The following is a 15,058-nucleotide window of genomic DNA, read 5'->3' on the forward strand; positions in this document are numbered from 1 at the left end:
GGTCATTTGCCGCTGCCCGCAACGCTTTCACCGCCACGGGTCAGGTAATAGGCGCCGAGAATCGGCAGCATGGTGACCAGCATTACCAGCATGGCGACCACATTGGTCACCGGCACATCGCGCGGGCGGCTGAGCTGGTTGAGCAGCCAGATCGGCAAGGTGCGTTCGTTGCCGGCTGTAAAGGTGGTGACGATGATTTCGTCGAAAGACAGCGCGAACGCCAGCATGCCGCCCGCCAGCAGGGCCGAGCCGAGGTTGGGCAGGATGATGTAGAGGAAGGTTTGCCAGCCGTCGGCGCCCAGGTCCATCGAGGCCTCGATCAGGCTCTGCGACGTGCGCCGCAGGCGGGCGATGACGTTGTTGTAGACGATCACCACGCAGAACGTCGCGTGCCCGACGACGATGGTGAACAGCCCAGGTTCCACCCCCAGGCGCTTGAACGCCGACAACAGGGCGATGCCGGTGATGATGCCAGGCAGCGCGATGGGCAGGATCAGCATCAGCGAGATGGCTTGCTTGCCAAAAAAGCTGCGCCGGTACAGCGCCGCAGCGGCCAGGGTGCCGAGTATCAGCGCGATCAACGTGGCCAGGCAGGCCACCTGCAACGACAGCGTGATCGCCTGGAGCACGTCGGGGCGGGCGAGGGCGACGCTGAACCACTTCCAGGTCAGGCCCTTGGGCGGGAAGCTGAACGCTGCGTCCTCGGTATTGAACGCATACAGCAGGATGATCAGGATCGGGAAGTGCAGGAATACCAGCCCGCCCCACGCCGCCAGGCGCAGGCCCCATGAGGCGCGGTCAGAGTGCATCGAAGGCCCCCAGGCGTTTGACGATGGACAGGTACACGGCGATCAGCACGATCGGCACCAGGGTGAACGCCGCCGCCATCGGCATGTTGCCGATGGCGCCTTGCTGGGCGTACACCATGCTGCCGATGAAATAGCCCGGCGGGCCGACCAGTTGCGGCACGATGAAGTCGCCCAAGGTCAGCGAAAAGGTAAAGATCGAGCCGGCCGCGATCCCTGGGACCGCCAGGGGCAGCACCACCTGCATGAAGGTTTGCCGGGGTTTGGCGCCGAGGTCTGCCGAGGCTTGCAGCAGCGACGGCGGCAAGCGTTCCAGCGAGGCCTGGATCGGCAGGATCATGAACGGCAGCCAGATATACACGAACACCAGAAACCGCCCCAGGTGCGAGGTGGACAGCGTACTGCCGCCGACACCAGGTATGTCCAGCAGCAACTGCAGCAGGCCCTCCAGGTGCAGCCGTTGCACAAACCACTGCGCCACGCCGCCCTTGGCCAGCAGCAGGGTCCAGGCGTAGGTCTTGACGATGTAGCTGGCCCACATCGGCATCATCACCGCGATATAGAAAAACGCTTTGGTGCGGCCTGTGGTGTAGCGCGCCATGTACCAGGCAATCGGGAAAGCCAGCGCGGCGCTGGCCAGCGACACTGCCACCGCCATGCTCAAGGTGCGCAGGATGATGTCGAAGTTGGCGGGGTTGAACAGCGCGGCGAAGTTGACCAGGGTCAGTTCGGGGGTGACCGTCATCGAGAAGTCGTCGAACGTGTAGAAACCCTGCCACAACAGGTTCAGCAACGAGCCCAGGTAAATCGCCCCAAACCACAGCAGCGGCGGTATCAGCAGCATCAGCAGGTACAGGTTCGGGCGCCTGTACAGCAGGTTGCCCAGGCGCCGCAGCGGGGTGCCGGTAGTTGCCACTGCCACGCTCATGCCGGGGTTTCCTTGAGTGACGTCATCGCCGCCCGAGGCCAGTGGGCCAGTACTCGCTGGCCGGGTTGCCAAGGCTGTGGCTGCGCCAGCCACTGGTCGTTGGCCTGGCTGACGGCCAGTAGCTGGCCACTGTCGAGGACGATTTCCAGGCGCGTGGCGCTGCCTTGATACTGCACATCGCGGAGCACCCCGGCGACCTGCACCTCATGCGGCCCTGGTTGGCCATCGAGGCGGATGTGCTCAGGGCGGATCGAGAACGGCTGGGCACTGCCGCTCAACTGTTCGGCAATTGCCCCGCGCAGCACATTGGAGGTGCCGACGAATTCGGCAACGAAGGTGGTGGCAGGCTGCATGTACAGGTTGCGCGGGGTATCGACCTGTTCGATGCGACCACGGTTGAACACCGCCACCCGGTCAGACATCGACAGGGCTTCGGTCTGGTCGTGGGTGACGAAGATGAAGGTGATGCGGAGCTTGCGCTGGAGCTTTTTCAGCTCGCCCTGCATCTGCTCGCGCAGCTTCAGGTCCAGCGCGCCGAGCGGTTCGTCGAGCAGCAGCACGCGCGGCCGGTTGACCAGCGCCCGGGCCAGGGCCACGCGCTGGCGCTGGCCCCCGGAAAGCTGCGCCGGCTTGCGCGTGGCGTAGCCGTCCAGGGCAACCATGGCCAGCGCTTCGTCGGCCCGGGCATAGCGCTCGGCCTTGGCCACGCCCTTGACCTTCAGGCCGTAGGCGACGTTGTCGCGCACGTTCATGTGCGGGAACAGCGCGTAGTCCTGGAACACCGTGTTGACGTCACGCAAGTACGGCGGCAGGCCAGCGGCTTCGCTGCCGTGGATGCGGATCGAGCCGCTGCTGGGTTGTTCGAAGCCTGCTATCAGACGCAGGCAGGTGGTCTTGCCCGAGCCTGAAGGGCCGAGCATCGAGAAGAACTCGCCGTCGAGGATGTCGATACTCACCTGATCGACGGCTTTGACCTCACCGAAGGTGCGCGATACCTCGGTGAACTGGACGGCTGGTGGCATGGTGCGGCTCCGGTAGGATGACAACAGATTCATCGCCAGCTCCCGCAGAGAGCTCGCTTTTGATTGTGTGTAGGAGCGGCCTTGTGTCGCGAACGGGCTGCGTAGCGGCCCCAATGCCTCGGCCTCATGCACAATTTTCGGGGCTGCTGCGCAGCCCTTTCGCGGCACAAGGCCGCTCCTACATAGCCTGCGATGGGGGCCTCAGCGCCCGCCCATGATGGCGATGTAGTCTTGGGTCCAGCGGCTATAAGGCACGAACTTGCCGCCCTCGGCCTGCGGGGTTTTCCAGAAGGCGATCTTGTCGAAGTTGTCGAACCCGTTGGTCTTGCACCCCTCGGCGCCCAGCAGTTCGCTGCCCGTGCAAGCCGCCGGCACCGCGGGCAACGAGCCGAACCAGGCCGCCACATCGCCTTGCACCTTGGGCTGCAGCGACCAGTCCATCCACTGGTACGCGCAGTTAGGGTGCTTGGCCTCACTGTGCAGCATGGTGGTGTCGGCCCAGCCGGTGGCGCCTTCCTTTGGTACCACCGACGCCACCGGCTGTTTATCGGCCTGCAGGCCGTTGACCATGTAGCCCCACGAGCTGGTCGCGGCCACGCCTTCATTCTTCACATCGCTCATTTGCACCGTCGCGTCATGCCAGTAGCGGTGGATCAGCGGCTGTTGTTTGCGCAGCAGCTCAAGCACCGCCTGGTACTGCTTCTCGGTCAGTTCGTAGGGGCTCTGGATGCCCAGTTCAGGCTGGGTTGTTTTCAGGTAGAGCGCAGCATCGGCGATGTAGATCGGCCCGTCGTAGGCCTGCACGCGGCCCTTGTTCGGTTTGCCGTCTGGCAGGTTCTGCGGTTCGAACACCACGCTCCAGCTGGTAGGCGGGGTTTTGAATACTTCGGTGTTGTACAGCAGCACGTTCGGGCCCCACTGGTAGGGCGTGCCGTAGACCTGGTCCTTGACCACGTACCAGGCGCCGTTTTGCAGGCGCGGGTCGAGGTTCTTCCAGTTGCCGATCAGCGCGGTATTGATCGGCTGCACACGCTTGCCGGCGATCAGCCGCAACGAGGCATCACCGGACGCTGTGACCAGGTCGTAGCCGCCCTTGGTCATCAGGCTGACCATTTCATCGGAGGTGGCGGCGGTCTTGACGTTGACCTTGCACCCGGTCTGCTTTTCGAAACCGGTGACCCAGTCATAGGCCTTGTCGCTGTCGCCGCGCTCGATGTAGCCGGGCCAGGCGATGATGTCCAATTGCCCCTCGCCGGCGCCGAGCTTCTGCGGCAACCCCGCAGCCTGGGCGCCGGCGCTGGCCAGCAAGGCGCCGAGCAAAACGGTCGTGTGCACTGACATGGTGATCCCTCTTGTTGGACATTATGGTCGGGGCAGTGGTCGAGCAAAGGGTGCGGCATGCGTGAGCCGGGTTGGCCAGATCGAGTCTAGTCGGCTTTTGGCGGTGCTCGGTGCAACATCCAGAAGCATTTACCCAGGTGGCGAAGGGCGCTTGGCGTCTTACTCTGGTGGCCTATTTTTCGTGTGTGGAGGCTTGCAGATGAACACCCGGGGTTTGCTCGATCAGTTGCTCAAGTCCGGCCAGGAAATGCTCGGCAATCAACTCAACAAAGGCAGCAAGCCCGCTGCCGGGGGCGGCCTGGGCGGGCTGCTGTCGGGGGCAGGGGGCGGCGCGCTGGCAGCCGGTGCCATGGGCCTGCTGATGGGTAACAAGAAAGCGCGCAAATACGGCGGCAAAGCGCTTACCTATGGCGGCCTGGCTGCGCTTGGCGTGCTGGCCTACAAAGCCTATGGCAACTGGCAGGCGCGCCAGGGCACGGGCAACCACGAACCGCAGACCCTCGACCGCGTGCCGGTGGCCCAGGCCGAGCAACACTGCCAGGCGGTACTGCGGGCGCTGGTGGCGGCGGCCAAGGCGGACGGCCATATCGATGACCGCGAGCGGGCGTTGATCGAAGGCGAGTTCACCCGCCTGGACAGCGACCGCGAGCTGCAAGGTTGGCTGCATGCCGAACTGAACAAGCCGCTGGACCCTGCCGAGGTGGCGCGCGCAGCGCAAACCCCGGAGATGGCCGCCGAGATGTACCTGGCCAGCGTGATGATGGTCGATCAGGAGAACTTCATGGAACGCAGCTACCTCGATGAACTGGCGCGGCAATTGCGTCTGGACCCAGCGCTGCGTCAGGAGTTGGAAAGCCAGGTCCGGCTTGCTGAAGGTCAATGAAGTAGCGGATTGCCAGCCACTGCGGCATGGGCGCCTGAATAGAGCAGCATTCAGCCAAATAAGCGTAGGGCGCCTAGGCTATACTTCAGCGATTTTTCCCGCTCGTGACGAATTCCTGAGGGCTGAATGTGAAGAACTGGACACTGCGCCAACGGATCCTGGCAAGTTTTGCCGTGATCATCGCCATCATGTTGCTGATGATCGTGGCCGCCTATTCGCGGTTGCTGGCAATTGAATCCAGTGAACAGAAAGTCGGCTCTGACAGCCTTCCAGGGGTTTACTACAGCTCGATGATCCGCAGTGCCTGGGTCGACAGCTACGTCACCAGCCAGCAATTGGTGGGGCTGTCCAACCACCGTGAAATGACCCCGGCCGACCTCGAACTGTTCAAGAGCTTCGATGACCGCCTGACCCAGCACATGGCCAGCTACCAGGCCACCATCCGTACCTCTGAAGACCAGGCTGCCTTCGATGCCTTCACCCGGCAAGCGCAGGAATACATCAAGCTGGTCGGCCGGGTGCTGGATACCTACCGCAACCGTGACTACGACGAGGCCCAGCGCCTGATTGCCGACGTGCTCACCCCGGCCTGGGCCGAGGGCCGCAAGCACCTGAACACGGTGATCGAGCGCAACCGCGATTCCGCCGATGCCGCAACCAACGACATCGCCGCCGCCGTTGCCACCGCCAAGGTCAGCATGCTGGTGTCGCTGCTGCTGGCCATCGTCGCTGCCGGTGTGTGCGGGCTGCTGCTGATGCGTACCATCAGCGCGCCGATGCAGGCTATCGTCCACGCCCTCGACCGCCTGCGTTCGGGCGACCTGAGCATGCGCCTGAGCCTGGACCGCAAGGATGAGTTCGGCGCCATCGAAAGCGGCTTCAACGAAATGGCCGAGTCGCTGGCAGGGCTGGTGTCTCAGGCCCAGCGCTCCTCGGTGCAGGTGACCACGTCGGTGACCGAAATTGCCGCCACCTCCAAGCAGCAGCAGGCCACCGCAACCGAAACCGCCGCCACCACCACCGAAATCGGCGCTACCTCGCGCGAGATTGCCGCCACTTCCCGCGATTTGGTGCGCACCATGACCGAGGTCACCAGTGCCGCCGACCAGGCCTCGAGCCTGGCAGGCTCCGGCCAGCAAGGGCTGGCGCGCATGGAAGAGACCATGCACCAGGTGATGGGCGCCGCCGAGCTGGTCAACGCCAAGCTGGGCATCCTCAACGAGAAAGCCGGCAACATCACCCAAATGGTGGTGACCATCGTCAAGGTGGCCGACCAGACCAACCTGCTGTCGCTCAACGCCGCCATCGAAGCCGAGAAGGCCGGCGAATATGGCCGTGGCTTTGCGGTGGTTGCCACCGAGGTGCGGCGCTTGGCCGACCAGACTGCCGTGGCGACCTACGACATCGAACAGATGGTGCGCGAGATCCAGTCGGCGGTGTCGGCGGGGGTCATGGGCATGGACAAGTTTTCCGAAGAGGTGCGCCGCGGCATGTTCGAGGTGCAGCAGGTGGGCGAGCAGCTCAGCCAGATCATCCATCAGGTGCAGGCGTTGGCGCCGCGGGTGTTGATGGTCAACGAAGGCATGCAGGCCCAGGCCACCGGCGCCGAGCAGATCAACCAGGCCTTGGCGCAGCTTAGCGATGCCAGCACCCAGACGGTGGAGTCGTTGCGCCAGGCAAGCTTTGCCATCGATGAACTGAGCCAGGTGGCTGCCGGCCTGCGTGGCGGTGTGTCGCGCTTCAAAGTCTGACGACGATGAAAGACCTGTTCCCGCGCGAAACCCGCACGGCCCCTGCCAAAGGCGTGCTGTACCTGCAGTTTCGCATCAACCAGCAGCGCTTCGCCCTGGATGTGCGCGAGGTGCTCGAGGTATTGCCGCGCCGGCCGCTCAAGCCTATCGCCCAGGCCCCTGCGTGGGTTGCCGGGGTGCTTGCCCATCGCGGCGTGCTGGTGCCGGTCATTGATGTTTCGGCGCTGAGCTTCGGCGCGCCAGCCCCGGCGCGCAGCAGTACCCGGCTGGTGCTGGTCAATTACCAGGGCGACCCGCTGCAACCTGGCCAGCAGCTGGGGCTGATTCTGGAACAGGCCACCGACACCCTGCGTTGCCAGCCCGATGAGTTCCAGCCGTACCACCTGGATAATGGCCAGGCGCCGTATCTGGGCCCGGTGCGCCAGGATGAGCGCGGCCTGTTGCAGCGTATTTGCGTCAACGACCTGTTGCCCGACGCCGTGCGCCAGTTGCTCTACCCCAGCCAGAACGGGCAGGTGCCGACATGAGCGAACAGCTTTTTTTCCGGTTTTTGCAGGAGCGCATCGGCCTGGATGTCGAGTCGGTGGGCGCGCCCATGGTCGAGCGCGCGCTGCACCAGCGCTGCGCTGCCGTGCAGGCCGCCGACCTTGACGACTACTGGCTGCGGCTGCGCCAGTCGGCCGCCGAGCAGCAGGCGCTGATCGAGGCAGTGATCGTCCCCGAGACCTGGTTCTTTCGTTACCCCGAATCCTTCAGCGCGCTGGTGAGCCTTGCGCACAAACGCGCGGCGGAGCTTGGCGGTGCTCGCCCACTGCGCATCCTCAGCCTGCCGTGTTCTACCGGCGAGGAACCCTATTCGATTGCCATGGCCTTGCTCGACGGCGGCCTGTGCCCGCCGGCCTTTGCCATCGACGGCATGGACATCAGCCCCAATTCGGTGGCCAAGGCGCAGCAGGGCGAGTACGGGCGCAACTCGTTCCGTGGCAGTGACCTTGCGTTTCGCGAGCGCCACTTCACAGATATGGGCGACGCCCATCGGCTCGATGACCGGGTGCGCCGCCAGGTCACGCTGCAAGCCGGCAACGTGCTCGACCCTGCGCTTTCAAGCCGCGAAGGCCTGTACGACTTTGTGTTTTGCCGCAACCTGCTGATCTATTTCGATGTGCCGACCCAGCAGCGCGTGTTCGAGGTGCTCAAGCGCCTGACCCACGCCGATGGTGTGCTGTTCATCGGCCCGGCCGAGGGCAGCCTGCTGGCACGCCTGGGCATGCGCCCGGTGGGTATACCCCAGTCGTTTGCCTATGTGCGCCGCGAAGAAGCCCCCGCGCCGCCGCCCGTTGCGCCCGCGCCCTTGCGCCCGCACCTGGCGCCGCTGCCGGCCAGAACCCCGGTGTTGCCGTTGCGCACCGCGCCCCCTGCACCGGCCCCACGGCCAACTCCGGCGCGCGACGGCGAGGCGCAGTTGCTGGCCAGCATTGCCCAGGCCGCCAACAGCGGCGACAGCCGCCAGGCCCGCGCCGATTGCGAGCGCTACCTGCGCGAGTTCGCCCCCAAAGCCCAGGTTTACTGCTGGCTGGGCCTGCTCAGTGACACCGAAGGTGACCCCGCGCAGGCGATCACCCATTACCGCAAGGCCCTGTATCTAGAACCGCAGCACCCCGAGGCGCTGATGCACCTGGCCGTGCTGCTGGCCGCGCAAGGCGACGACGCCGGCGCCCGGCGCCTGCAAGAACGTGCGGCGCGGGCCGGCAGGGAGTCTGAACGATGAGCCTAGGCATCGACATGCAAGTGATCGCCGAACAGCAGGACATCGATGACTGCTGGAACCGTATCGGCGTGCACGGTGATAAACAGTGCCCATTGCTGGAGCGGCATATCCATTGCCGTAACTGCGAGGTTTACGCCAGCGCCGCCACGCGCCTGCTCGACCGCTACGCGCTGGTCGGTGACGACAGCTTCGACGCGCCGCCTGTGCTGCAAGAGGTTGCCACTGGCCGGTCGATGCTGCTGTTCCGTCTGGGCGAAGAATGGCTGGCGCTAGCCACCGCCTGCCTTGCCGAGATCTCGCCGCTGCAAGCGGTGCACTCGCTGCCGCATCAGCGTTCGCGGGTATTGCAGGGCGTGGCCAATGTGCGGGGTGCCCTGGTGCCGTGCCTGTCGCTGGCCGATCTGCTGGGTGTTGCCGTGGAATCGGGCGCACCGCGCAGTGGGCGCAGCATGCCGCGCATGCTGATCCTTGCCGCTGACGGCGGGCCGGTGGTGGTGCCGGTGGATGAAATCGACGGCATTCACCGCCTCGACCCTGCACAGCTCGACCAAGGCCGCGACACTGCCCATTTCACCGCTGCCGTGCTGCAGTGGCGCAACCGCAGCGTGCGGGTGCTGGACGAACAACATCTATTGCAAGCTGTGAAGCGGAGCCTTTCATGACCCCCGAGCAAATGCGTGATGCTTCGCTGCTCGAACTGTTCAGCCTGGAGGCCGAGGCGCAGACCCAGGTGCTCAGTGCTGGCCTGATGGCGCTGGAGCGCAACCCGGCGCAGCCTGACCAGCTTGAAGCCTGTATGCGTGCGGCGCACTCGCTCAAGGGGGCGGCGCGCATTGTCGGCATCGATGCTGGCGTCAGCGTCGCCCATGTCATGGAAGATTGCCTGGTCGCGGCACAGGAAGGGCGCCTGCTGCTGCGCCCCGAGCATATCGATGCGTTGCTGCAGGGCACTGACCTGTTGATGCGCATCGCAACGCCCGGTGATCAAGGCGGGGAAGCTGCGGTGCCGGGGTTCGTCGCACAACTGACAGCGCTGCTGGACCCCTCGGCAGCACCGCTCACCGCCATTGTGCCTGCGCCATTGGCGGTGCCGCTGCCGCCCTTGGCCGAGCCTGCCGTGCTCGGCGAAACACTCGCAGAACCCGAGCCGACGCCCCCCCGCAAGCCTGGCAAGCGCCCGGCCGAAGGCGGCGAGCGGGTGCTGCGGGTGACGGCCGACCGCCTCAACAGCCTGCTCGACCTGTCGAGCAAGTCGCTGGTCGAGACCCAGCGCCTTAAACCGTATCTGGCCACCTTGCAGCGCCTCAAGCGCATGCATGGCCAGGGCATGCGCGCACTGGACGGCCTCAAAGGCCAGCTCGAAGACAGCGGCCAAGGCCCTGAAGTGCTGCAGGCGCTGGCGCAGACCCAGCAGTTGCTGGCCGAAACCCAGCAGATTCTGCTGCAACAGGCCGCCGACCTGGATGAGTTCGGCTGGCAGGCCAGCCAGCGCGCGCAACTGCTCTATGACACAGCGCTCGCCTGCCGCATGCGGCCATTGGCCGATGTCTTGACCGGGCAGAGCCGCATGGTCCGCGACCTGGGCCGTTCACTGGGCAAACCGGTGCGGCTGGTAGTCGAAGGCGACAAGACCCAGGTTGACCGCGATGTCCTCGAAAAGCTCGAAGCGCCGCTGACCCACCTGCTGCGCAACGCCGTCGACCATGGCATCGAATTGCCGGAACGGCGCCTGCTGGCCGGCAAGCCCGCCGAGGGTACGCTGCGTCTGCGCGCCTCGCACCAGGCCGGGCTGCTGATTCTGGAACTGTCCGACGACGGCGCCGGTATCGACCTGGCGGGGCTGAGCCGCAGCATCGTCGAGCGCCGCCTGTCGCCGGCCGAAACCGTGGCGCAGATGAGCGAAGCAGAGCTGCTGACGTTTCTGTTCCTGCCGGGGTTCAGCCTGCGCGATACCGTCACCGAAGTGTCCGGGCGCGGTGTTGGCCTGGATGCGGTGCAGCATATGGTGCGCGAGCTGCGCGGCGCCATCGAGCTGACCCAGGTCGCCGGCCAGGGCTGCTGCTTCCATCTGGAAGTGCCGCTGACGCTTTCGGTGGTGCGCAGCCTGGTGGTGGAGGAGGGCGGCGAAGCCTATGCCTTCCCGCTGGCGCATATCGAACGCACCCTTGATGTCCCATCCGAGGCCATCGTGCAGATCGAAGGCCGTCAGCATTTCTGGCACGAAGACCGCCACATTGGTTTGGTCGCCGCCAGCCAGTTGCTCAACCGCCCGGCGTCCCAGCGCGAAGGCCAGCACCTGCGGGTGGTGGTCATTCGCGAGCGCGACCAGTTGTATGGCGTGGCGGTGGAGCGGTTGATCGGCGAGCGGGTGCTGGTGGTGATGCCGCTCGACCCGCGCCTGGGCAAGGTTCAGGACATTTCTTCGGGCGCCTTGCTCGACGATGGCTCGGTGGTGTTGATCATCGATGTCGAGGACCTGCTGCGCTCGGTCGAGAAGCTGCTCAGTACCGGGCGCCTGGAGCGTATCGAGCGCGGTGCCAGCGCGGCCAGGGGCGTGGTACGCCGGCGTGTGCTGGTGGTCGACGACTCGCTCACCGTGCGCGAGCTGCAGCGCAAGCTGCTGACCCATCGCGGCTACGAAGTGTCGGTGGCCGTTGACGGCATGGACGGCTGGAACGCCCTGCGCAGCGATGATTTCGACCTGCTGATTACCGATATCGACATGCCGCGCATGGACGGTATCGAACTGGTTACCCTGGTGCGCCGCGACCACCGCCTGCAGTCGTTGCCGGTGATGGTGGTGTCGTACAAAGACCGTGAAGAAGACCGACGACGTGGACTGGATGCCGGCGCCGACTATTATCTGGCCAAGGCCAGCTTCCATGATGATGCGTTGCTGGATGCCGTCGAGGAATTGATCGGAGGTGCTCAGGGATGAAAATCGCCATCGTCAATGACATGCCCATGGCCGTCGAGGCGCTGCGCCGCGCCTTGGCCTTCGAGCCTGCGCACCAGGTGGTGTGGGTGGCCAGCAACGGCGCCGAAGCGGTGCAGCACTGCGCCGAACTGACCCCGGACCTGATTTTGATGGACTTGATCATGCCGGTAATGGATGGCGTCGAGGCCACCCGGCGGATCATGGCCGAGACCCCGTGCGCCATCGTTATCGTCACCGTCGACCGCAAGCAGAACGTGCACCGGGTGTTCGAGGCCATGGGCCATGGCGCCCTGGATGTGGTCGACACCCCGGCACTTGGCGCGGGCGACCCGCGTGAAGCGGCGGCGCCGCTGCTGCGCAAGATCCTCAACATTGCCTGGCTGATCGGCCAGCAACGGCCCAGCGCACCACGGGCGGTAACCACGCCCTTGCGCGATGCCTCGCAGCGCCAGGGCCTGGTGGCGATTGGTTCGTCCGCCGGCGGCCCTGCGGCGCTCGAAGTGCTGCTCAAAGGGCTGCCGCGCGAGTTCCCCGCTGCCATCGTGCTGGTCCAGCACGTTGACCAGGTATTTGCCGCCGGCATGGCCGAGTGGCTGTGCTCGGCCAGCGGCCTGCCGGTGCGTCTGGCCCGCGAAGGCGAGCCGCCGCAGCCGGGGCAGGTGCTGCTGGCCGGCACCAACCACCATATCCGCCTGCTGCAGAACGGCCAGCTTGCCTACACGGCGGAGCCGGTGAACGAGATCTACCGGCCTTCCATCGACGTGTTCTTCGAGAGCGTGGCGCGCTACTGGCGCGGCGATGCGGTGGGTGTGTTGCTCACCGGCATGGGCCGTGATGGCGCCCAAGGGCTCAAGCTGATGCGCGAACAGGGCTTTTTGACCATCGCCCAGGACCAGCACAGCAGTGCGGTGTACGGCATGCCCAAGGCAGCTGCGGCAATCAACGCAGCCGTGGAAATCCGCCCGCTGGAGCGGATCGCCACGCGACTGATGGAAACCTTTTCGAAATGACCATATGCAATGCTCAACCCGGCGCGGCCGGCAGTGGGCGGGTGACTAGCGATGAATGATCTGCCAACCGACGGTCTGATGACCACCAACGACAATTCGGCGATGGTCCTGCTGGTCGACGACCAGGCGATGATCGGTGAAGCAGTGCGCCGTGGGCTGGCCCACGAAGACAACATCGACTTCCATTTCTGTGCAGACCCGCATCAGGCGGTGGCCCAGGCCATGCGCATCAAGCCGACGGTGATCCTGCAAGACCTGATCATGCCGGGCCTCGATGGCCTGACGCTGGTGCGCGAGTACCGCAACAACCCGGCTACCCAGGACATCCCGATCATCGTGCTGTCGACCAAGGAAGACCCGCTGGTCAAGAGCGCAGCCTTTGCCGCCGGGGCCAACGACTACCTGGTCAAGCTGCCGGACACCATCGAGCTGGTGGCGCGCATTCGCTACCACTCGCGCTCCTACCTCACCTTGCTGCAGCGCGACGAGGCCTACCGCGCCTTGCGCGTCAGCCAGCAGCAGTTGCTCGACACCAACCTGATGCTGCAGCGGCTGATGAACTCCGACGGCCTGACCGGGCTGTCCAACCGCCGCCATTTCGATGAATACCTTGAGCTGGAATGGCGCCGGGCCATGCGTGAACAGCAGCAACTGTCGCTGTTGATGATCGATGTGGACTATTTCAAGTCGTTCAACGACAGCTTCGGCCATTTGGCCGGCGACGAGGCGCTGCGCCAGGTGGCCGCGAGCATCCGTGGTTGCTGCGCGCGCCCAAGCGATCTGCCGGCGCGCTACGGCGGCGAGGAATTCGCCCTGGTGCTGCCCAACACCTCGCCAGGCGGGGCGCGACTGGTGGCCGAGAAGCTGCGCCAGAGCATCATGGCGCTGAACATCCCGCATGTGGCGCCCGAGGAGGGTTCGCACCTGACCGTGAGCATTGGCCTTGCCACGCACACCCCGGCCCAGGGCAGCCATTGCCGTCAGCTCATCTCGGCTGCTGATAAAGGCCTCTACCTGGCCAAGCACAACGGGCGCAACCAGGTCGGCATCGCCTGATCGCGGGCTATCGCCAGCCCCACAGGGATCGCGTCAGCTGCGATATGGGTGCCTGGCTCAATTCCTGTGGGAGATTCTATTGTTTCGGGCAAGTCGCTTTTGATTGTGTAGGAGCGGCCTTGTGTCGCGAAAGGGCTGCGAAGCAGCCCCAGCGATTCTGGTGGGTGCTCAAATCCTGGGGCTGCTTCGCAGCCCTTTCGCGACACAAGGCCGCTCCTACACTGACTGCGTAGACGGCATCGAGAGGGTGATGGGAGAACTCTGTGGGAGCTGGCGCTAGCCTGCGATTAGGCCAGTATGGGCTTGTGCAGAACCCTGGAATCTCTCACAGAGTGAATGGCCGTGGCAGCGGGCCATACCTGCCAAGCGGGTCTGCCGCCATGATCCAGACTCGGTTATACTCGCGGGCTTTTCACCGAATTCGCAAGAGAGCTGCCCGCCCATGGAAATCCAACCGATTCTGAACACCATCAAGGACCTTACCGAGCGTTCCCAGTCCATTCGGGGGTATCTTTGACTACGATCACAAACATGATCGTCTAGTCGAAGTAAACCGCGAGCTGGAAGACCCGGCCGTCTGGAACAAGCCCGAATACGCCCAGGCCCTGGGCCGTGAGCGGGCCATGCTGGCGCAGGTGGTCGAGACCCTCGACAAGCTGTCCGGCGGCCTTGCCGACTGCAAGGACCTGCTCGACATGGCCGTCGAGGAAGGCGATGAAAGCGCTGCCAGCGATGTCGTGACCGAGCTGCAAGGGCTCGAGGAATCCCTCGCCCTGCTTGAGTTCCGTCGCATGTTCAGCGGCGAGATGGACCCGAACAACGCCTACCTGGACATCCAGGCCGGCTCCGGTGGCACCGAGGCCCAGGACTGGGCCAACATCCTGCTGCGCATGTACCTGCGCTGGGCCGACAAGCGCGGCTTCGACGCCACCATCATCGAGCTGTCCGAAGGCGAAGTGGCTGGCATCAAGGGCGCCACCGTGCACATCAAGGGCGAATACGCCTTTGGCTGGCTGCGTACCGAAATCGGCGTGCACCGCCTGGTGCGCAAGAGCCCGTTCGACTCCGGCGCCCGCCGCCACACCTCGTTCTCGGCGGTGTTCGTCTCGCCCGAGATCGACGACAAGGTCGAAATTGAGATCAACCCGTCGGACCTGCGCATCGACACCTACCGCTCCTCCGGCGCCGGTGGTCAGCACGTCAACACCACCGACTCGGCGGTACGTATCACCCACGTCCCGACCAACACCGTGGTTGCCTGCCAGAACGAACGTTCCCAGCATGCCAACAAAGACACCGCCATGAAAATGCTGCGGGCCAAGTTGTACGAGCTGGAAATGCAGAAGCGCAACGCCGCCTCGCAAGCCCTCGAAGACAGCAAGTCGGACATCGGCTGGGGCCACCAGATCCGCTCCTATGTGCTGGATGACTCGCGCATCAAGGACTTGCGGACCGGTGTCGAGCGCAGCGACTGCACCAAGGTCCTCGACGGCGACATCGACCAGTACCTCGAAGCGAGCCTCAAGCAGGGGCTGTAAGCATCTACGCCGTGGCA

The 15,058-nt window shown here is 64.9% G+C and carries 12 protein-coding genes and 1 pseudogene; 9 read left to right on the plus strand and 4 right to left on the minus strand.

The genetic code is table 11. The features are described from left to right. Positions 1–2 precede the first annotated feature (2 nt). From HU719_RS17320 to ydcS, 4 genes are all read right to left on the minus strand, one after another. Positions 3–809 carry an ABC transporter permease gene (locus HU719_RS17320; RefSeq protein WP_186522498.1) on the minus strand — a complete coding sequence of 269 codons (807 nt, stop codon included), beginning with the start codon at positions 807–809 and terminating at the stop codon, positions 3–5. Then, positions 799–1,734, minus strand: a complete 936-nt coding sequence (locus HU719_RS17325) for an ABC transporter permease (protein WP_186522497.1) — start codon at positions 1,732–1,734, stop codon at positions 799–801. The genes HU719_RS17320 and HU719_RS17325 overlap by 11 nt, the downstream gene beginning before the upstream one ends. Continuing rightward, complete coding sequence (locus HU719_RS17330) at positions 1,731–2,756, minus strand: ABC transporter ATP-binding protein (RefSeq protein WP_186522496.1); 1,026 nt, start codon at positions 2,754–2,756, stop codon at positions 1,731–1,733. The genes HU719_RS17325 and HU719_RS17330 overlap by 4 nt, the downstream gene beginning before the upstream one ends. 201 nt (positions 2,757–2,957) lie before the next feature. After that, positions 2,958–4,097, minus strand: coding sequence for a putative ABC transporter substrate-binding protein YdcS (gene ydcS / locus HU719_RS17335; RefSeq protein ID WP_186522495.1), 1,140 nt, complete (start codon positions 4,095–4,097; stop codon positions 2,958–2,960). A gap of 199 nt (positions 4,098–4,296) precedes the next feature. Between ydcS and HU719_RS17340 the strand changes: the two genes are divergently transcribed. From HU719_RS17340 to prfB, 9 genes and pseudogenes are all read left to right on the plus strand, one after another. Beyond that, a complete protein-coding gene (locus HU719_RS17340) occupies positions 4,297–4,980 on the plus strand; it encodes a tellurite resistance TerB family protein (protein WP_186522494.1) in 684 nt (227 codons plus the stop codon). Positions 4,981–5,108: 128 nt separating this feature from the next. Then, the gene (locus tag HU719_RS17345; protein ID WP_186537259.1) at positions 5,109–6,731 is read left to right on the plus strand and encodes a methyl-accepting chemotaxis protein; all 1,623 of its coding nucleotides are present in this window, start codon (positions 5,109–5,111) and stop codon (positions 6,729–6,731) included. 5 nt (positions 6,732–6,736) lie between these two features. Then, the gene (locus HU719_RS17350; protein WP_186522492.1) at positions 6,737–7,258 is read left to right on the plus strand and encodes a chemotaxis protein CheW; all 522 of its coding nucleotides are present in this window, start codon (positions 6,737–6,739) and stop codon (positions 7,256–7,258) included. Beyond that, entirely contained in the window at positions 7,255–8,499 is a 1,245-nt protein-coding gene (locus HU719_RS17355) for a CheR family methyltransferase (protein ID WP_186537258.1), read from the plus strand. Before HU719_RS17350 ends, HU719_RS17355 begins: the two co-directional genes overlap by 4 nt. Before the next feature lie 14 nt (positions 8,500–8,513). Next, complete coding sequence (locus HU719_RS17360) at positions 8,514–9,161, plus strand: chemotaxis protein CheW (RefSeq protein ID WP_186522502.1); 648 nt, start codon at positions 8,514–8,516, stop codon at positions 9,159–9,161. Further along, positions 9,158–11,437 carry a hybrid sensor histidine kinase/response regulator gene (locus HU719_RS17365; protein ID WP_186537257.1) on the plus strand — a complete coding sequence of 760 codons (2,280 nt, stop codon included), beginning with the start codon at positions 9,158–9,160 and terminating at the stop codon, positions 11,435–11,437. The genes HU719_RS17360 and HU719_RS17365 overlap by 4 nt, the downstream gene beginning before the upstream one ends. Next, positions 11,434–12,447 (plus strand): chemotaxis response regulator protein-glutamate methylesterase, encoded by a 1,014-nt coding sequence (locus HU719_RS17370; RefSeq protein WP_186522489.1) that lies wholly within the window; start codon positions 11,434–11,436, stop codon positions 12,445–12,447. The genes HU719_RS17365 and HU719_RS17370 overlap by 4 nt, the downstream gene beginning before the upstream one ends. Before the next feature lie 51 nt (positions 12,448–12,498). Then, positions 12,499–13,531: pseudogene (locus HU719_RS17375) on the plus strand (diguanylate cyclase domain-containing protein); the annotation flags it as partial. Positions 13,532–13,945: 414 nt separating this feature from the next. Then, positions 13,946–15,041, plus strand: a protein-coding gene (gene prfB / locus HU719_RS17380; protein WP_186522957.1) for a peptide chain release factor 2 whose coding sequence is annotated in 2 segments (ribosomal slippage) — positions 13,946–14,017 and positions 14,019–15,041 — 1,095 coding nt in all. Because the reading frame shifts where the segments join, the coding sequence is not laid out codon by codon here. Positions 15,042–15,058 lie beyond the last annotated feature (17 nt).

The sequence above is a fragment of the Pseudomonas farsensis genome (assembly GCF_014268805.2).
In the GTDB taxonomy this organism is placed as follows: domain Bacteria; phylum Pseudomonadota; class Gammaproteobacteria; order Pseudomonadales; family Pseudomonadaceae; genus Aquipseudomonas; species Aquipseudomonas farsensis.